Origin of the sequence: Streptomyces sp. 5-10, from assembly GCF_014712245.1 — a bacterium.
In the GTDB taxonomy this organism is placed as follows: Bacteria; Actinomycetota; Actinomycetes; order Streptomycetales; family Streptomycetaceae; genus Streptomyces; species Streptomyces violaceusniger.
Genome location: NZ_JACVYG010000004.1, coordinates 301846 through 319771 on the forward strand (window position 1 = coordinate 301846; position 17926 = coordinate 319771).

General features: G+C 72.2%; 20 protein-coding genes. 12 read left to right on the forward strand and 8 right to left on the reverse strand.

Translation table 11 applies throughout. The features are described from left to right. Positions 1 to 638 (reverse strand): NADP-dependent oxidoreductase (locus IEJ02_RS07510; protein ID WP_223863550.1); only part of this gene is annotated, 638 nt, incomplete at its 3' end. An 89-nt stretch (positions 639 to 727) separates the two neighbouring features. Here IEJ02_RS07510 and IEJ02_RS07515 point away from each other — a divergent pair. Beyond that, positions 728 to 1108, forward strand: coding sequence for a winged helix-turn-helix transcriptional regulator (locus IEJ02_RS07515; protein ID WP_191063988.1), 381 nt, complete (start codon positions 728 to 730; stop codon positions 1106 to 1108). A gap of 81 nt (positions 1109 to 1189) precedes the next feature. Here the strand turns inward: IEJ02_RS07515 and IEJ02_RS07520 are convergent, their stop codons facing one another. Continuing rightward, a complete protein-coding gene (locus IEJ02_RS07520; RefSeq protein ID WP_191063989.1) occupies positions 1190 to 1669 on the reverse strand; it encodes a CGNR zinc finger domain-containing protein in 480 nt (159 codons plus the stop codon). Between the two features lie 104 nt (positions 1670 to 1773). On the opposite strand from IEJ02_RS07520, the gene IEJ02_RS07525 reads away from it, so the two are divergent. Together IEJ02_RS07525 and IEJ02_RS07530 are read left to right on the forward strand one after the other, a co-directional pair. Further along, positions 1774 to 2640 (forward strand): alpha/beta fold hydrolase, encoded by an 867-nt coding sequence (locus IEJ02_RS07525; protein ID WP_191063990.1) that lies wholly within the window; start codon positions 1774 to 1776, stop codon positions 2638 to 2640. A gap of 316 nt (positions 2641 to 2956) precedes the next feature. Further along, positions 2957 to 3610 carry a LysE family translocator gene (locus tag IEJ02_RS07530; RefSeq protein WP_191063991.1) on the forward strand — a complete coding sequence of 218 codons (654 nt, stop codon included), beginning with the start codon at positions 2957 to 2959 and terminating at the stop codon, positions 3608 to 3610. A 61-nt stretch (positions 3611 to 3671) separates the two neighbouring features. On the opposite strand, the gene IEJ02_RS07535 is transcribed toward IEJ02_RS07530, so the two are convergent. Continuing rightward, positions 3672 to 4100 (reverse strand): cupin domain-containing protein, encoded by a 429-nt coding sequence (locus IEJ02_RS07535; protein ID WP_223863551.1) that lies wholly within the window; start codon positions 4098 to 4100, stop codon positions 3672 to 3674. Positions 4101 to 4581: 481 nt separating this feature from the next. Here IEJ02_RS07535 and IEJ02_RS07540 point away from each other — a divergent pair, with 481 nt between their 5' ends. Continuing rightward, positions 4582 to 6048, forward strand: coding sequence for an FG-GAP and VCBS repeat-containing protein (locus IEJ02_RS07540; RefSeq protein ID WP_191063993.1), 1467 nt, complete (start codon positions 4582 to 4584; stop codon positions 6046 to 6048). A 157-nt stretch (positions 6049 to 6205) separates the two neighbouring features. Here the strand turns inward: IEJ02_RS07540 and IEJ02_RS07545 are convergent, their stop codons facing one another. Then, positions 6206 to 6502 carry a GYD domain-containing protein gene (locus IEJ02_RS07545; protein WP_191063994.1) on the reverse strand — a complete coding sequence of 99 codons (297 nt, stop codon included), beginning with the start codon at positions 6500 to 6502 and terminating at the stop codon, positions 6206 to 6208. Between the two features lie 198 nt (positions 6503 to 6700). On the opposite strand from IEJ02_RS07545, the gene IEJ02_RS07550 reads away from it, so the two are divergent. Then, entirely contained in the window at positions 6701 to 7687 is a 987-nt protein-coding gene (locus IEJ02_RS07550) for an alpha/beta fold hydrolase (protein WP_191063995.1), read from the forward strand. A 102-nt stretch (positions 7688 to 7789) separates the two neighbouring features. Here IEJ02_RS07550 and IEJ02_RS07555 read toward each other — a convergent pair whose 3' ends face one another. Further along, positions 7790 to 9424, reverse strand: a complete 1635-nt coding sequence (locus IEJ02_RS07555; RefSeq protein ID WP_191063996.1) for a serine/threonine-protein kinase — start codon at positions 9422 to 9424, stop codon at positions 7790 to 7792. Positions 9425 to 9612: 188 nt separating this feature from the next. On the opposite strand from IEJ02_RS07555, the gene IEJ02_RS07560 reads away from it, so the two are divergent. From IEJ02_RS07560 to IEJ02_RS07580, 5 genes are all read left to right on the forward strand, one after another. Continuing rightward, a complete protein-coding gene (locus tag IEJ02_RS07560) occupies positions 9613 to 10569 on the forward strand; it encodes a TetR/AcrR family transcriptional regulator (protein ID WP_191063997.1) in 957 nt (318 codons plus the stop codon). A gap of 49 nt (positions 10570 to 10618) precedes the next feature. Further along, entirely contained in the window at positions 10619 to 11512 is an 894-nt protein-coding gene (locus IEJ02_RS07565; protein WP_191063998.1) for a beta-keto acid cleavage family enzyme, read from the forward strand. 56 nt (positions 11513 to 11568) lie between these two features. Further along, positions 11569 to 12582 (forward strand): 3-hydroxyacyl-CoA dehydrogenase NAD-binding domain-containing protein, encoded by a 1014-nt coding sequence (locus IEJ02_RS07570; protein ID WP_191063999.1) that lies wholly within the window; start codon positions 11569 to 11571, stop codon positions 12580 to 12582. Beyond that, a complete protein-coding gene (locus IEJ02_RS07575; protein ID WP_191064000.1) occupies positions 12579 to 13052 on the forward strand; it encodes a thioesterase family protein in 474 nt (157 codons plus the stop codon). The genes IEJ02_RS07570 and IEJ02_RS07575 overlap by 4 nt, the downstream gene beginning before the upstream one ends. 115 nt (positions 13053 to 13167) lie before the next feature. Further along, entirely contained in the window at positions 13168 to 14034 is an 867-nt protein-coding gene (locus tag IEJ02_RS07580) for a class I SAM-dependent methyltransferase (protein WP_191064001.1), read from the forward strand. 10 nt (positions 14035 to 14044) lie between these two features. Here IEJ02_RS07580 and IEJ02_RS07585 read toward each other — a convergent pair whose 3' ends face one another. Together IEJ02_RS07585 and IEJ02_RS07590 are read right to left on the reverse strand one after the other, a co-directional pair. Then, a complete protein-coding gene (locus IEJ02_RS07585) occupies positions 14045 to 14473 on the reverse strand; it encodes an SRPBCC family protein (RefSeq protein WP_191064002.1) in 429 nt (142 codons plus the stop codon). Then, positions 14470 to 14781 (reverse strand): ArsR/SmtB family transcription factor, encoded by a 312-nt coding sequence (locus IEJ02_RS07590; protein ID WP_191064003.1) that lies wholly within the window; start codon positions 14779 to 14781, stop codon positions 14470 to 14472. The genes IEJ02_RS07585 and IEJ02_RS07590 overlap by 4 nt, the downstream gene beginning before the upstream one ends. Before the next feature lie 97 nt (positions 14782 to 14878). On the opposite strand from IEJ02_RS07590, the gene IEJ02_RS07595 reads away from it, so the two are divergent. Further along, positions 14879 to 15889, forward strand: a complete 1011-nt coding sequence (locus IEJ02_RS07595; protein WP_191064004.1) for an MDR family NADP-dependent oxidoreductase — start codon at positions 14879 to 14881, stop codon at positions 15887 to 15889. 112 nt (positions 15890 to 16001) lie between these two features. Further along, complete coding sequence (locus tag IEJ02_RS07600; RefSeq protein ID WP_275561736.1) at positions 16002 to 16958, forward strand: 1-aminocyclopropane-1-carboxylate deaminase/D-cysteine desulfhydrase; 957 nt, start codon at positions 16002 to 16004, stop codon at positions 16956 to 16958. A gap of 167 nt (positions 16959 to 17125) precedes the next feature. Here IEJ02_RS07600 and IEJ02_RS07605 read toward each other — a convergent pair whose 3' ends face one another. Further along, on the reverse strand, positions 17126 to 17860 hold the full coding sequence (locus IEJ02_RS07605) for an MBL fold metallo-hydrolase (RefSeq protein WP_191064005.1): 735 nt from the start codon (positions 17858 to 17860) through the stop codon (positions 17126 to 17128). Positions 17861 to 17926 lie beyond the last annotated feature (66 nt).

The following is a 17926-nucleotide window of genomic DNA, read 5'->3' on the forward strand; positions in this document are numbered from 1 at the left end:
CCGATCGTGTCGAGCACGACGTCGATGTCGCGGACCGCCTCGGTGAAGTCGACCGCCGTGTAGTCGATCACCTCGTCGGCGCCGAACCCCTCGACGAACTTCCGCTTGCTCCCGCCGGCGGTCGCGATCACATGCGCGCCGAGCGCCTTCGCGATCTGGATCGCGACGTGGCCGACCCCGCCACCACCGCCGTGGACCAGGACGCGGTCGCCCTCGCTCACGCCGCCGAGGTCGACGAGACCCTGCCACGCCGTCAGCCCGACGACCGGCAGCGCCGACGCCTCGACGTGCGAGAGCGACGCCGGCTTGGCCGCCAGGTGCAACGCCGGCGCCGACACGACCTCGGCGTACGCGCTCGCCGCCCGCGGGAACAGCGGCATCCCGAACACCTCGTCGCCGGGCCTGAACCGCCACGTCTGCGGCGCCTCCTCGACCACGCCGCTGATGTCCCAGCCGAGGATGAACGGCGGCCGGCCGATCAGCGGGAACTCGCCGGCGCGCAGGCGCGCCTCCAGCGGGTTCAGCCCGATCGCCTTGACGCGGACGAGAACCTCGGTCGGGAGGGGCTGGGGCTCGGGCGCGTCCACGATGGTGAGCACCTCGGGACCGCCGAGCGTCTGCTGGGTGATGACTCGCATGACTCTCCTGGCTTGGGAGGGGGGAGAGAACCCAGGCTAGGTTTCCGACAGGAACCCGCAGGTGCCTGTGGCGCGGGTACCTTGGCGCCATGAGCGGTTTCGGTCCCGGTGGTCCCTTTCTCGCCGACTGTCCGGCGCGTCTGGCGGTCGAGCTGATCGCCGACAAGTGGACGGCGGTCGTGCTCTACGGCCTCAGCGAGGGCCCGGTGCGCCATGGCGAGCTGATCGAGATGATCGGCGGCATCTCCCGCAAGATGCTCACCCAGACGCTCCGACGGCTCGAGGCGCACGGACTCATCCGCCGCCACGCCTACGCCGAGGTGCCGCCCCGCGTCGAGTACGAGCTCACCCCGCTCGGGGCGACGCTGATCGATCCGATCCACATGCTGACCGAGTGGGCGAGGGCGAACGGTGACGCGGTGCTCGATGCGCTCGACGCGCATCCCGAGCCGGTCGCCCACCGCGACTGATGCGCTCGCCAGGGCACTGAGTATCCCCTCGGCCGCTCCTCGGCATCGGCCCGGCGGCGCTCGGTCTGCGGGCTCGCGAGGTCAGCGGGTGCGTTCGTAGTGGCGGCGCGCTTTTTCGCGGTTGCCGCAGACAGCCATTGAGCACCAGCGGGCGCGGTTGGCGCGGCTGCGGTCGAGCAGGAACAGCTGGCACTCGGCGTTGGCGCAGGGGCGGAGTCGGCCGGGCAGTCGCTTCTCGGTGGCGGCCCAGGCGAGGATCACCTCGACGGCCAGCCGGGCGTGCGGGGGAGTCTTGACTGTCCACTGAAGACCATCCGACGTGATCTCCGGAACCTGGTGGACCCCTTCGAGCAGCGGGCTCAGCACGGCTGGCGAGCTTTCTCCGCGCACCACGTCCCGCAGGGCGTCCCGTGCCTCGCGCAGCAGCGCCAGTTCCGCGAGGCTGCCGTCGCCGCCGTGCTCCCGTGCCCAGCGCCTGCCGCTGTCCGGGTCGCCGAGCGCGTCCTGTTCCTCGCCGTTGACCAGTGGCCTGCTGTTGAGCAGGTCCAGCAGCGCGTCCATCGGGCGCCACCCCCTCTAACCAGATTGAATCCTTTGACAGGTTAGCTCAGCTCGTGCTTGCATGGCGAAGAACCTAACCAGATCAAGCATTTAAAGAGGTTATAATGAGCTCGGTGCACCACCGGACTGCCACCGTCGACGGCCACGAGATCTTCTACCGCGAAGCCGGCCCCGCCGACGCCCCCGCGATCGTCCTGCTGCACGGCTACCCGACCAGCTCGTTCATGTTCCGCGAACTCATCCCGCTGCTGGCCGACGACTACCGCGTCATCGCGCCGGACCACCTCGGCTTCGGCCACTCCGCCGCCCCCCGCGCAGAAGAGTTCACCTACACCTTCGACGCCCTCGCCGAACTCACCTCCGGACTGCTCGACCAGCTGGGCCTGAACCGCTACGCCCTCTACGTCCAGGACTACGGCGCCCCCATCGGATGGCGCCTCGCCCTCAGGCACCCCGAACGGATCTCCGCCCTCGTCACCCAGAACGGCAACGGCTACGAGGACGGCTTTGTCGAGTCGTTCTGGACCGACGTCTGGGCCTACGGGGCGAACCCCGGCCCCGACACCGAACCCGCCGTCCGCGCCGCGCTGGGCATCGACGCCATCCGCTGGCAGTACCTGCACGGCGTACCCGACCCGAGCCTGGTCAGCCCGGACACCTGGGAGCACGACTTCGCCCTCGTCTCCCGCGAGGGCAACGACGAGGTCCAGCTGGCGCTGTTCCGCGACTACCAGAACAACCGCCCGCTCTACCCGCTGCTGCACGAGTTCCTGCGCACCAGCGAGGTCCCGGTGCTCGCCGTGTGGGGCCGCAATGACGAAATCTTCGGCCCGGCCGGCGCGCGGGCCTTCGCCCGCGACGCCAAGGACGCCGAGGTGCACCTGATCAACGGCGGTCACTTCCTGCTGGAGAGCCACCTGGACGTCGTCGCGGGTTACCTGCGCGGCTTCCTCGGGCGGGTGCTGGGCTGAGGGACGTCAGCGGACGCCCTTGGCGGCGGCGAGCCCGGCGGCCAGGCAGCGGCGTGCCGCCTGGCCGTCCCTGAGCCGGATTGAGCGGACCCAGCACCCTTTCCGTCGGCGCGCTCGGCCGGGTCAGACCGGTGATGCGGATCGTCCGGCGCGAGGGATCACCCGCGGCCTCCAGGGAATGAGGGCTCCGAGGTGAATGAGGGTTCCGGGCGCCGGAGCCCACCGCCGTGGTCCGCGTGCGGATGGGTCTGGAGCGGACGCTCCGGCTTCTGTTTGAATGCCTCCTCTACTGAGCCGGCCCAGGAGGGGCAGACATATGGTGTCCACGGAGAGCATTCTCGCGTTCGCGGCGATGTCGCTACTGGTGATCGTGATTCCGGGGCCGAGTGTGCTGTTCGTGGTTGGCCGGGCCCTCGCCTACGGCCGTCGTACGGCCCTGGAGACGGTCCTCGGCAACGTGGCCGGCTCCTACCTGCTCGTGATCGCCGTGGCGTGGGGTCTCGGTGCGCTGGTGGAGAGCTCGGCGGCGGTCTTCACGGGCGTGAAGCTGGCAGGGGCGGCGTATCTCGTCCATCTGGGCGTGCAGGCGTTCCGGCACCGCAGGGACATGCGCGTGACGGACCCGGACATGGTGGAGGCCCCGGCCCGTACGCGGCGCGGCGATCTGCGCACGATCCTGGACGGCATTTTCGTCGGCGTCACGAACCCGAAGGGCATCGTCTTCTTCGCGGCGGTGCTCCCGCAGTTCGTCAACCACTCGGCGGGCCACCTGCCCCTGCAGATGATGGTGCTGGGCCTGGTCCCGGTCACCATCGGACTGATCACTGACACCCTCTGGGGCCTGGGCGCCTCGGCGGCCCGTTCCTGGTTCGCCCGCTCGGACCGGCGGCTGTCGATGGTCGGCGGGGCGGGTGGTCTCGCGATGATCGGGCTGGGCGTGACCGTGGCGGCGACCGGCCGCGCCGACTGACCCCGGTGTTCGGCGCCCCAGTGCGGCGTCAGCAGCGGATTGCTGCGGCGTCGGCGATCGATCACGCACCCGGGCGGGGAGCCCGTAGGTGTTGGCGCTGGGCCAGTTCCTCGTCGTCGACCAGGGTGACCATGGGCTGGCCCGGCGCGCAGAGCATGGTGACGATGAAGCGGCTCCAGGCGTCCGTCCGGTTGTTCCCGTCCTGGTAGTGGATGACGTCGCCGCCCGGTTCCCAGAACGTCTCCCCCGCCCTGATCACTCGCTCCGGCTCGCCTTCCAGCTCGAAGAGCATCTCGCCCTCCAGCACGAAGCCGAAAGCGGGGCCCGAGTGCCGGTGCGGGGGAAGGCCGGGGTCGCCGGGCGGGTAGTCGACGCGGATCGTCATCCCCTCCGCCCCCTCCGGCACGAACGGCGGCTTCGCCGACTGCAGCACGGTGATCGCCGAGCTCAGCGCCGCCAAGCGCGCTTGGCTCTCGGCGCTGCCTGCCATCGACTCTTCGCTCGACATGGCGAGACCTCCAGGGGTGGACCGGCGGGGGCGGGAGAGCCCGTCGGCGTGGTCCATGGGTCCCCCATCGTGGTCGATGGGCCCCCTTCGCCGGGCGCCGACGGCTCATGCGTCCAGATTGCGACGGTGCGGGGCGGGGCGCACGCGGGCCGGGGGACATGGGGGCCTTCACGGCCAGCGACGGAGGGTGGCGTACGCGGCCGGGGCATCTCGTTGACGCGGACAACGGCGGCCGTCCGCGATGCGTCCGGCTTCTCCACCTTTGGGCTCAAGTTCCGCATCCAGCACGGGAGTTGGGCCGCGCCTGGGCTTGATCACGACCTTGTCTCGTTTTCCTTTGATTATGCAACCGTTCAGCTTCCGGACAGCTCTCCTTCCATGACCCTTCCTTATCCGGCCGCCGGGGGAGACAGGTGGCGGTCGGGGCTCAAGGGCGACCGATGCGTTTACTCATGGAGGATTTGTGCGCAATAGAACCCGAGGTGTGGTGGGCGTGGCGGTGGGTGCCGTCGTGACCGCCGCTGTGGCCGCCGGGGCCGGCGCCGTAGTGTCGAACGGCGACGGGACCGACCAGAAGCAGCCCTCCCCCACGGCTGCCGCGGCAGGCAAGACCACACCGGGCGATATCGACGGCGACGGCTATGCCGATCTCGGCGTGGGCGCGCCCGACGGGACCGTTTCGGGGAAGTCCAAGGCGGGCTACGTGGGTGTGACCTACGGGGCGAAGGCCGGGGTGGACACCGGGCGGCACGGCACGTTGTCGCAGGCCAGCCCGGGGATTCCCGGGACCCCCGAGGCCGGGGACCACTTCGGCTCGGCCGTGGTGCGCGGCGATGTGGACGGGGACGGGTACGGCGACCTGATCATCGCCGCGAACTACGAGGCCATCGGCAGCGCCAAGCGGGCCGGTTCGGTCACGGTCGTCTTCGGCTCCAAGGACGGCCTCTCCAGCGACGCCATCGCCTTCCACGCGCCCAAGGCCACCGCCTACGCGCTGTTCGGCGACACGATGGCCGTGGGCGACTACAACCACGACGGCCGCGACGACATCGCCATCTCGGACGGCACCCAGGTCCAGGTCGTGAACGGCGCGGCGAACCTGCGCGAGACGGCCACCCCGAAGATGACCGGCGTCACCCCGCCCGGCGGCGGTGCGGGCATAGAGCACCTGTCCTCCGGCGACATCAACGGGGACGGCTTCGCCGACCTGGTCACCGTCGCCTACCAGGACGACCCCGCCGACGAGGGCACGCTCGGCGTGCTGCCCGGTTCGTCCGGGGGGCTGAAGAACACCTCGCTGGGCAAGGACGTACCGCTGCCGTTCGCCTCGTACCGGGCCGTGGTGGGTGACATCAACGGCGACGGCAAGGACGACGTCGTCACGGACACCGGCTTCGAGGACGGTCCGGACGACGCGCGGCTGCGGACGTACCCGGGCACGGCCGAGGGGCTGGACACCGCCCATCCGGTGAACTGGACGGGCAAGGCCCAGAACGGCATCGCCGCCCGGCTCACCGACATCAACGGCGACGGCCACGACGACCTCGTCGTCAGCGACACCGACGCCGAGGCCCCCGGGGGCTACAACGACGCCGGTGCCATCACGGTGCTCAAGGGCACCAAGGACTGGCTGACCGACGCGGGTGCGCAGACCTTCTCCCTCGACACCGAGGGCGTCCCCGGCGACATGGTGGGCGGCGACTGGTTCGGCGACGCCATCTCGCCGGCCGACTACAACGGCGACGGCAAGCCCGACCTGGCCGTCGGGGTCCCGAACCGGACCGAGGGCGCGGGCGCGGTGGCCCTGCTGTACGCGGGCGCCGACGGGCTCACCGCCGAGGGCTCCGCCCTCATCGGACCGGGCGATCTCGGCTCCCCGGCGACCGACGCCGCCTTCGGCAAGGAGCTGTCCGGGCCCGCCACGAAGTAGCACCAGGTTGTTGTTGGTTCGGTGGCCCGACCCGGCTTGTCCGGGTCGGGCCACCGGCCGAACACGGCGATCGTCACCTACGACAACACCACCGACCGGACCTGCTACTTCGCCTCCACCGACCTCGGCGCCGGCAAGGACACGCCGACGCACCGCCTCAGCCGGCGACCTTGGCGATGATGCGGTCCATACCCTCCCGGCCGAAGGCCCGCAGGGTCGTGGTGCGGACATTGCCCAACGCGCTGAGCTGCAGCGACGCCGCGGTCGCGGTTTCGTCGTCCGGGGCCTCGACGATGCAGACGAGGTCGTACGGCCCGTCCGTCCAGTAGATGTCCACGAGCCGCGCTCCGAGCTTGCTCAGCGCCGTGGCGAAGTCCTCGGTGCGCTGCGTGGTGTCCTTGTAGGCCCGCACTCCCTGCTCGGTCCAGTTCAGCAGCGTGATGTAGGTCGCCACGGCCCTCACCTCCACGAGAAGACTCACCGTGCGATCAATTCTGGACGTAACGTCACGAATCCGCACATCTGGTGCGTCGGCGAGCGGCCGGAGCGGTTTGCCGAACCGGCAACAGGTGTGGTCCGGATCCCCGCCGCGCGGCAGGCTCGGACCCATCGGCCGCCACAGAGAACGCCCAGCACGCCCCGGGAGGGAACCATGCCGCAGACGCCGCCCACGACCGACCTCACCCACCGTCTGGTGCCCTCACCCGCCGGGCGGATCCACCTCGTGGAGCAGGGCACCGGCCCGCTGGTGCTGCTCGTCCACGGCTTTCCGGAGTCCTGGTACTCGTGGCGCCACCAGCTGCCCGCGCTGGCCGCGGCCGGGTATCGGGTGGCCGCCGTCGACGTCCGCGGATACGGCCGCTCGTCCCGGCCCGGGGCGGTGGACGCGTACCGGATGCGGGAGCTGGTGGCGGACAACGTCGCCGTGGTGGAGGCGCTGGGCGAGGAGTCCGCCGTGGTGATCGGGCACGACTGGGGCTCGTCCATCGCCGCCCATTCCGCCCTGCTGCGCCCGGAGGTGTTCCGGGCGGTCGGGCTGCTGAGCGTGCCGTACACCCCGCGCGGCGGCCCCAGGCCCTCCGAGGTCTTCGCCGGGATGGGCGGGGACGAGGAGTTCTACGTCTCCTACTTCCAGGAGCCGGGCCGGGCCGAGGCGGAGATCGAGCCGGAGGTCCGCGGCTGGCTGGCGGGGATCTACGCGGCGCTGTCCGCCGACACCATGCCCGGGCCCGACCTGCCCGACCCGCACTTCGTCACGCGCGGCGGGACGCTGCGCGAGCGGTTCCCCGCCGGGCGGCTGCCCGCCTGGCTGAGCGAGGGGGACCTCGATGTCTACGCCGGTGAGTTCGAGCGGACCGGGCTGAGCGGAGGGTTGAACCGCTACCGCAACATGGACCGGGACTGGGAGGACCTGGCCGAGTACGACGGCGCGCCCATCACCCAGCCGTCGCTGTTCGTCGGCGGCGCCCTGGACGCCTCGACCGCCTGGATGGGCGACGCGATCAAGGCGTACCCGAGCACGCTGCCCGGGCTCGTCGGCTCGCACATCCTCGAGGACTGCGGCCACTGGATCCAGCAGGAGCGCCCGGAGGAGGTCAATCGACTGCTGGTCGACTGGCTGAATGCGCTTCCGGCGTAACGCATACGGCCCACCCCGATGGGCGTGGGGCCCGTGTTTTTCGCGGAACCGGGTGCTCGGGCGCGCCGCATCGCCCGGTCAGCGGGTGATGCGGTGGGTGATTCAGTGGGTGATCCGCACGGTGACGGTGAGGGCGCCCTTGTTGTCGTCGAGGCAGCCCTCGCGGTCGTTGACGCGGAGTTGCAGGGTGCCCGGGCGGGTGGCCTGGAAGTGCCAGGCGCGGCCAACGGCGTGGGGGTTGCCGGGGTTTCCGGGGTAGCGGCCCAGCAGGGTGCCGAAGGGGACGTCGGGGTTCACCTTGCAGTCCTGCGCGAAGCGGAGGGATTCGTCGTCGGCGGCGGTGTGGCCGACCGGGCCGACGAGGGGCAGGTTGGCGGAGTCCACGGTCCAGGTGCCGGAGGTGTAGCGGACCGTCACCTTGTCGCCCTTCCGGACCGGGGTGCTCGTCGCGGACTGCCAGCCGCGGGCCGCGTCCACGGTCACCTTCCTGGTGGTGGTGGCGGGAGGCTGCGCCGCGTCGTCGTCGCCGTCGCCGTCGGACGGGGGTCCGAAGGCGAAGAAGAGCCCGGTGGCCAGCGCCGACACGGCGAGCGCCGCGCCCGCCGTCCACCACCAGGTCCGGGCCCGGCCGCGGCCGCGGGGTCGAGGGGGCCGCGATCCGGCCGCCTGGTCGATGACGGTCGGTTCCCGGTCCAGGGTGGGGGTCCCGGCGAGGGTGGGCGATCCGGCGAGGGCCGGGGATCCGGTGGGGGTGTGGGGCGTGGTCGGTGTCGGGGGTTCGGTGAGGGTGTGGGGTGCGGTCACCGTGGGGGTCGCGGTCAGCGTCGGGGTGTCCGCCACGTTCGCGGGGGTGGCCGCAGGGGGCTCCGGGGAGTCGCCCGGGGCGCCCGCCGGGGGCAGGGGGCCCGGGTCTTCCGCGCCGTCCGCCACGCGGCGCAGCGCTGCCCCGACCGTGGCCGCGGACGGGCGTAGGCCCGGGGACTTGTTCAGCAGGGCCTCGACGATGGGCCGCAGCGGGCCGACCCGTTCCGGGATGACCGGATCCGCGAAGGTGACCGCGTGCAGCGCGGCGGCCCCCGTGGGGCGCTGGAAGGGCGGTACGCCGGAGGCGACCGCGGACAGGGTCGCGCCCAGCGACCACAGGTCCGACGGCGGGCCGACCTCCTCCGCGGTCAGCCGCTCGGGCGCCATGTAGCCGATGGAGCCGAGGAGTTCGCCGGTGGTGGTGAGCGACTCGTCGTCCTCCAGGGCGGCGATGCCGAAGTCGGTGAGGACGGCGCCGCCGTCCCGGCGCAGCAGGATGTTGGCGGGCTTGACGTCGCGGTGCAGCGCCCCGGCGGCGTGCACGGCCTCCAGCGCGCCGAGCAGTTGCAGCCCGAGGGCGGCGGTGTGGCGGGGCGTGAGGGGGCCGTCGTCCGCGATCCGGCGGGCCAGGGAGGGGCCGTCGATCAGCTCCATCACGATCCACAGCCGGTCGTCGTGTTCGACCAGGTCATGGACGCCCACCACATGCGGGTGGTGCACCCGGGCGACGGTACGTGCCTCTCTCAGCGCCCGGCGCAGCCGCCGGTGGTACTCGCGGTCGTCGCTCGCGACGTTCAGCTCCTTGGCAGCGACCTCGCGCGCCAGCATCTGGTCGTACGCGCGCCAGACCGTGCCCATGCCGCCTCGTCCGAGCCGGTTGCCCAGCTGGTAGCGGCCGCCGATAAGCCGTACGTCGTCCCCACCCGATGTCACCCGATCTCTCCTGTTCTCACGCCCGGTGAGCATAGTCGGAAGTGTTCGAACATCATCGAGCGCAACTGATGCATCAGTCAGTCCGCATCGCAATTTCCGGGTGACATTCCCCTTGATTCATGGATGAAGCGGGCATCTCGTCGTCGCATTCATTGCGCTTATCTCAACGCATCCGTACGGTGTCGGCCATGCGGCAACAGTTCGACGTGGCGGAACGCGTACGTCAGGTGATCGGCGAGGCCGGTTGTACCCAGCGCGAATTCGCCCGGCGGGTCGTGATGGACCCGTCCAAGCTCTCGCGTTCGCTCAGCGGGAGCCGGCGCTTCACCGTGGCCGAGCTGGCGCGGATCGCCGACGCCGGGAACGTGGACGCCGGATGGCTGCTGGGCACCACGACGGCCGACGGAGCGGACGGCGGAGCCGACGGAGCGGACGGCGGAGGAGCGGACGGCGGTGCGGCCGGCGGGGCCGCCGGGGCGCCGCGGCCGGCCGCCCTCGCCGCGCCCCCCGGCAGCGGGCGGCCGCTGCAGATCGTGCGGGAGACGGTGCGGCTCATCGCCGAGCGCGGCTTCCACGCCGTACGCGTCGCCGACATCGCCGCCGCCTGCGACACCAGCACCGCCACCATCCACTACCACTTCCCGGGCCGCGCCGAGCTGCTCGAGGCCGCCGTGCGCTGGTGCATGGACGAGGACACCGCGCGCCGCGCCGCCCGGATCGCCGAGGCCGACGACGCGCGCGAGGAGCTGCGGCAGCTGATCGCGCTCCAGGCGCCGTACACCGAGCGGCAGCGGCAGCAGTGGCTGGTGTGGATGGACCTGTGGGCCGAGGCCGCGCGGTCCACGGCCATCGGGCGGCTGCACGCCGACTTCTACCGGCAGTGGCGGCAGACCGTGGCCGAGGTGATCCGGCGCGGCATCGCGCAGGGGGTCTTCCGCGCCGTCGACCCGGAGTTCAGCGCGCTGCGCCTGACCGCGCTGATCGACGGACTCGCCATTCAGGTGCTGGCCTCCGGGCCCGGCGCGGGCGGTACCAGTGCCGAGGCCATGGAGCTCGCCTGCAACGCGTACGTGGACACCGAATTGACCGCACGCCGATCCGGCCCCGATGCGGCCGGGCCGACCGCCGACCAGCCAGGACCGTAGCTGAAGCACCGCCAGAGTGCGGCGCACCGCGAGAGAGGGAGTAAAGCCCATGCCCATGAACGACAGCGTCATCATCACCTGTGCCCTCACCGGCGCCGGTGACACCGTGGGCCGCAGCCCCCATGTCCCCGTCACCCCCGAGCAGATAGCCCGCTCCGCCGTCGAGGCCGCGGAGGCCGGGGCGGCCGTGGTCCACATCCACGTACGCGACCCCGAGACCGGCGCCCCCGCCCGCGATCCGCGGCTCTACCGCGAGGTCGTGGAGCGGGTCAAGGAGACCGGCACCGACGTCGTCATCAACCTCACCGCGGGCATGGGCGGCGACCTGGTCATCGACCCGGAGAACCCGCTCACCCACCTCCCCGGCACCGACCTGGTCAGCGGCCTGGACCGGCTCCCCCACGTCGAGGACCTGCTCCCCGACATCTGCACCCTGGACTGCGGCTCGCTCAACTTCGGCGACGGCAGCAACCTCTACGTCTCCACCCCCGACATGCTGCGCACCGGCGCCAAGCGCATCCAGGAGCTGGGCGTACGCCCCGAGCTGGAGATCTTCGACACCGGGCAGCTGTGGTTCGCCAAGCAGCTGCTGGCCGAGGGGCTGCTGGACGACCCGACCGTCTTCCAGCTGTGCATGGGCATCCCGTGGGGCGCCCCGGCCGATCCGGGCGTGCTCCAGGCGATGGTCAACATGCTGCCCGAGGGCGCCCAGTGGGCCAGCTTCGCGCTGGGCCGGACGCAGATGCCGTGGGTGGCGCAGTCCATCCTGCTCGGCGGGAACGTACGGGTCGGTCTTGAGGACAACCTCTACCTCAGCCGGGGCGTCAAGGCCACCAACGGCCAGCTCGTCGAGCGCGCGGTCCAGATCACGGAGCTGCTGGGCGCGAAGGTCGCCACGCCGGACGAGGCGCGGCAGCGGCTGGGCCTCAAGCCCCGCGCGTAATCCCCCACCGGTTCCCCTCCCTTCCTCCTCTCCCCCCTCACACCCTTAGGACCGCCATGCCCTCATCCCCCCGCACCCCCGAAGAGGTACGCCGCGTCGCCTGCGTCGGCGCCGGAGTCATCGGCGGCGGCTGGGTCGCCCACTTCCTGGCGCGCGGCTATGACGTCACCGCCTGGGACCCGGCCCCCGACGCCGAGGAGAAGCTGCGCCGCCTGGTGGCGGCCGCCTGGCCCGCCCTGGAGCAGATCGGCCTCGCCGACGGCGCCTCCCCCGACCGGCTGACCGTCACCGCGACCGCCGAGGAGGCCGTGGCCGAGGCGCAGTTCGTCCAGGAGAGCGCCCCCGAGAAGCTGGAGCTCAAGCGGTCGCTGCTGGCCCAGCTGGACGCGGCGGCCCCGCCCGGCGTCGTCATCGCCTCCTCCACCTCCGGCTATCCGATGACCGATATGCAGACCGAGGCCGCCGACCCCGGCCGCCTCGTCGTCGGCCACCCCTTCAACCCGCCGTATCTCATTCCGCTGGTCGAGGTCGTCGGCGGGGAGCGGACCGACGCCGCGGCGGTCGAGTGGGCCTCGCGCTTCTACGAGGTGGCGGGCAAGTCCGTGATCACCATGGAGCGCGAGCTGCCCGGCTTCATCGCCAACCGGCTCCAGGAGGCGCTGTGGCGCGAGGCGCTGCACATGGTCGCCAACGGTGAGGCCACGGTGAAGGAGATCGACGACTCGATCACCGAGGGGCCCGGGCTGAGGTGGGCGTTCATGGGTCCCTGCCTCACGTTCGCCCTGGCGGGCGGCGACGGAGGCATGGGACATATGCTCGACCACTTCGGACCCTCGTTGAAGTCTCCGTGGACCCGTCTCGAGGCGCCTGAGCTGGACGACACGCTGCGTGCGGCCATGGTCGACGGCTGTGACGAGGCGGCGGGCAGCCGTACCATCGCGCAGCTCGTCGCGGAGCGGGACCAGGGCGTCATCGACGTCCTGCGGGCGACTGGCCGACTGCCGCGGCAGCGCACCGAGGGGACGGACGGCATCGCACATACCCCCAGCACCACGGGAGATCAGAAGTGAGCAGCACGCTCCCCGACTACCGGCAGACCGTACGTCCCGAGTGGATCGACTACAACGGCCATATGAGCGAGGCGTTCTACGTCCTCGTCTTCGGCCACAGCACCGACGAGATGATGGTGGAGACCGGACTCGACTCCGCCTACCGCGCCAAGACCGGCTGCTCCCTCTACACCGTGGAGTCGCACATCCGGTATCTGAGCGAGGTCGAGGAGGGCGCCGAACTCACCATCCGTACGCGCGTCATCGGCGTGGACGAGAAGAAGGTCCGGTTCACCCACGAGATGCACGTGGGCGAGCCGGACGGCGCGCCCGTGGCCACGACCGAGCTGCTGGCGCTCCACATCGACCAGAAGGAGAGCCGCTCGGCCCCGTTCCCCGACGAGGTGAAGGAGCGGCTGGCGGATCTGCTCGAGAAGGCCCCCGAGTGGGCGGGCCGGGCGATCGGCCCGGTTCCGGCCGAGGCGGGTTGAAGGACCGCCGTACCGCCTGAACGCCCCGGCCCCGGATTCGTCCGGGGGCCGGGGCGTTCGCCGTTCCGGATGGGGGATCGGGTGAGGTTGAATGGCGGTGGAGGCGATGGAGGCGATGAACAGGGACGGGGACGGGAACGGCACGAGGGACGGCGAGGGCGGCCTGCGCGTCGAGCTGAGCGAGGTGCCCGAGACCCTGCTGTGGAACCTCTATATGCGGGCCGCCGAGGCCCGCCGGGCGCGGACCGTGCTGGACGACCCCAAGGCCGTGGAGCTGGTCGATCGCGTCGACTACCCCTTCGAGGAGACCTTCGGGACGCCAAGCCCGCTGCTGGCGCAGGGCCACGCGCTGCGCGTCCGCACCTTCGACACCGCCGTACGGGCCTTCCTCGACGAACATCCCGACGGCACGGTCGTCACGCTCGCCGAGGGTCTGGAGACGCAGTTCTGGCGGGTGGACAACGGGCGGGCGCGCTGGCTGTGCGTGGAGCTGCCGGAGACCGCCGAGGTGCGGCGGGCGCTGCTGCCGGACGAGGAGCGGCGGCGCACCCTCGCCCGCTCGGCGCTCGACCTGTCCTGGCGGGACGAGGTCGATCCGGCGCGCGGGGTGCTGATCACCGCGCAGGGGCTGCTGATGTATCTGCGGCCGACCGAGGTGAAGGACCTGATCGCGGGGTGCGCCGAGCGGTTCCGGGGCGGGGCGCTGGTCTTCGACGCGGTGCCGCGGTGGTTCAGCGCCCGCACGATGCGCGGCGAGATGCGCACCGCGCGGGGCTATCAAGCGCCGCCCATGCCGTGGGGCATGGACGCGGGTGAGCTGCCGAAGGTGCGGACGGCCCATCCGGCGATCACGGACGTGCGCGAGGTGCCGCCGCCGCGCGGGCGGGGCTTCTCCTACGGGGCGCTGGCGCCGCTGATGCGGCGGCTGCCCGCGGTACGGAACCTGCGGCCGACGATGACGGCGATAGCGCGCTTCTCATAAGGCTTGTCGATCAGCCCGCCGGGCTCTCCGGTTCCGGTTCGGCGAGGACCGTCGCGAGGCGCTCGAGGACCGAGGGCCAGCCGCGGCCCATGCCGTCCAGCGCCTTCCTGCCCAGCGGGGAGTCGAGGTCGAACCCGGCGTGCTCGAGGAAGAGCCGGGTGCCGGCGCCCTCCGGTTCGAGGCGCCAGGTGATCGTGGTGTCGAGGGTGGTCTCGGCGAAGCGGTAGCTCAGCAGCCGCTCCGGCTCGACGGCGATCACCTCACAGGGCTGCTCCCCCCAGGACCCCATGTCGAGCGTGAAGCGGTGGCCGACCTCCGCCCGCACATCGCCCGCGGCCCACCACCGCGCGTGGAGCCGCGGATCGGTGAGGGCCTTCCACACGACGGCCGGAGGATGGGGCAGGAACTGGTCGCGGTGGATGGCATCGGGCTCGGTCATGGGTTCTCCTCGTCGAGGACATCGCGCAGCGCGCGGAGCCGGGCGCGCCAGTAGTGCTCGAAGGGGTGCAGCCACTGGTGCACCTCGGCGAGCGGATCCGGCTCCAGGTGGTAGTACCGCTGCCGCCCCCGGGGCTCCTCCCGTACGAGCCGGGCCTGCCGGAGCACCTGGAGATGTTCCGAGATCGCCGGTCTGCTCAGCTCGAACTCGCCCGCGAGGTCGTTGACGGCGCGGGGGCCGTTCCGGAGGCAGTCGAGCAGCTTGCGGCGCACGGGGTTGGCGAGCGCGCTGAAGACGTCTGTGGGCACGGCCCGGAGATTACGTCGGAGATTCCCGACGCGTCAACATTCCCCGACGCGTCGGGTCCGGTTGACCTTGCCGCATGCCGCACGTTTGGTTGGGTCCATGACGCACCACACGTACCGCGAAGTCCGGCTGGCGGCCCGTCCCGAGGGACCGGTCGAGGATGACCTCTTCGAGATCGCGGAGGTGCCGGTCCCCGAGCCGGAACCGGGCCAGGTCCTCGTACGCAACACCCATATGAGCGTCGCCGCCGTGATGCGCACGCTGATGGACGAGAACACCGACGTGCCGATGGACTCCTTCGAGCTCGGGGCACCGCTGGGCGGACCGGCGATCGGCGAGGTCGTAGCCGCTCCCGGCACCCAGCTCACCCCCGGCGACCTGGTGGAACACCGGCTCGGCTGGCGCGAGTACGCACTGCTCGACGCGGAGCAGGCGCACCGCCTCGAACCGGGCCTGATGCCCGACCCGGCCGCCTATCTCTCCCAGGGCCCCACCGCCCTCATGGGCATCGAGCGCGGCGCCGAAGTGCGGTCCGGCGACACGGTGTTCGTCACGGGGGCGGCCGGTGGCGTGGGCTCCCTGGCGGGCCAGATCGCTCGGCAGTTCGGCGCGGCCCGGGTCATCGGCAGCACCGGCTCGCGGGCGAAGGCCGACCGGCTGATCGGCGAACTGGGCTATGACGCGGTGGTCATCCGCGGCGCGGGCCCCGTCAAGGACCAGCTGCGCGAGGCCGCCCCGGACGGCGTCGACGCGGTCTTCGACAATGTGGGCGGCGAGCAGCTGACGGCGGCCATCGCCGTCGCCAACGCGGGCGCCCGGATCGCCATCGTGGGCGCGCTGGCCAGTCAGCTCGCCACGGACCCCACGAAAGCCGCCAAGACCGAGATCGACACGCTCTCGCTGCTCTCCCGCAACATCACCCTGCGGGGTATCGCCCTCTACAGCCACCTGGACCTGATCCCCCAGTGGAACCGCCGCTTCGCCGAGGGCCTGCGCACGGGCACCCTCTCCTTCCCGCACGCCCGGCTGCGCGGCATCGAGCAGGCGCCCCAGGCGCTCCGCGAGCTGACCGAAGGACGCCATCTGGGCGCTGTCATCGTGGAGCTGTGACGCCCTGGGGACGAACACTCACCGGCGGCCGGTGGTCCGCCCGGCTCACTGGCGGCACGGCTCGGTGAACGAGGGACAGCGAGGAGAGAGGGACAGCGAGGAGAATGGACAGGTGAGACGCCCGCCAGACACCACCGGCCCGATACGGCCCCGGCTGCCGTCCCCCGTACGGGACGCGGCCGACCCATGGCTCGCCGACCGGGGCGTGGAGCTGCGGCTGAAGCGGGACGATCTCATCCACCCGCTGGTGCCGGGCAACAAGTGGCGCAAGCTGACCCCGAATCTGCGCGCGGCCGTCGAAGGCGGCCACACCCGGCTGCTCACCTTCGGCGGGGCGTACTCCCACCACATCCGCGCGGTGGCGGCGGCGGGAGCCGCGTACGGGCTGTCGACGGTCGGGGTCGTCCGGGGCGACGAGCTGGCCGACGCGCCGCGCAACTGGTCGCTGGCGCGGGCCGAGGCACACGGCATGGAGCTGGCCTTCGTCACCCGCTCCGCCTACCGCGAGACGCTGCGCGGCCTGGGCGAGAACGACCCCGGCACCCTGCGGGCACTGGAGGAGCGCTGGGGGCGCGCCTACGTGCTCCCGGAGGGCGGTACGAACGTCCTGGCGGCGCGCGGGGCGGCGGAGCTCGTCGCGGAGCTGCCCGACCTGGGGCCGGGCGACGTGGTGTGCTGCGCGGTGGGCACGGGCGGCACGCTGGCCGGGATCGCGGCCGGGCTCCCGGCTGGTGCGCGGGCGGTGGGGTTCGCCGTCCTGAAGGGGGCGGAGGGCTACCTGGAGGGCGAGGTCGCGCGGCTGCACGAGCGGGGGTGGGGGCGGGCGTTCAGCACCTGGCGGATCGAGCATGGCTACCACGGCGGCGGCTACGGACGGGTCCCGGCGGAGCTGGAGGCGTTCGCGGCCGGGTTCGAGGAGCGGCACGGGGTCCGGCTGGAGCGGCGGTATGTGGCGAAGCTGCTGTGGGGCGTGTACGGGCTGGTGGAGCGGGGTGAACTGGCTCCGGGCAGCAGGGTGACGGCGGTGGTGACCGGGCCCCCGGACCCGGCGGGCCCGCCGGGTCCGTAGGAGCGGCGGGATCCGGGGGGCCGTAGGAGCGGCGGGATCCGGGGGTCCCTGCCGACTCCCGGCGTTCCCGGCCCGCTCCCGGCGTCCCCGGCCGACTCCCGGCCCGCTCCCGGCGTCTCCGCCCGACTCCCGGCGTTCCCCGCCGACTCCGGCCGGGGCCGCGGCGGTCACAGCTCGAGGCGCAGCCCGTCGTGGGCGACGTCCCAGCCGCCCAGGTCCTCGGCCAGCGCCGCCGGGGACAGGTGGGTGAGCAGCAGCCGTCGGCAGGTGAAACGGTCACGGTGGCGCGCGAGCGTGTCGAGGTCGAGATGCCAGCGGATGGGGCGCGGGCTGTAGCCCTCGCACAGGAACAGCCCGACGCCGTCCGCCGCGTCGAGCAGGGCATCGGTCCACTCGGTGTCGCCCGAGTAGGCCATCGCCCCGCTCGGCCCCTCCACCCGTAGCGCGTAGGCGGGAGCACCGGAGGCGTGCCGTACCTCGAAGGGGGTCGCCCGCAGGGGCCCCAGTTCCCTGGGGCACCGGTCGGCGTGCTCCACGACGTGGACGTCGAAGCGCCGTCGCACCTCGCTCGAGCCGGGGAACAGCGCCTCCATAGCCCGCGTCAGCCGGTCACCGGTCCCGGGCGGGCCGACCACGGTCAGATCACGGGTGCGGCGCCGGAACTGCCCGTCGAGGACGAGGAACGGCAGACCGCCGAAGTGATCACCGTGCAGATGGGTGACCAGGGCCGTGTCGATGTCGTTGGTCTCGATCCCCTGCTGGCGCATGGCCGTCAGGCTGGTCGCTCCGCAGTCCACCAGGACGTGGGGCGGCTCGGCCGGGTCGGGGGCCACCGCCAGGCACGTCTGGAACCGCCCGCCCGAGCCGAACGCGTCACCGCTGCCCACGACCGTCACCCGCATCCGCGCATCGTCGCACGGCCGGGGCGCACAGGGCACGGGGTCGGCCGAAGGTGATCAGTCGGGGAC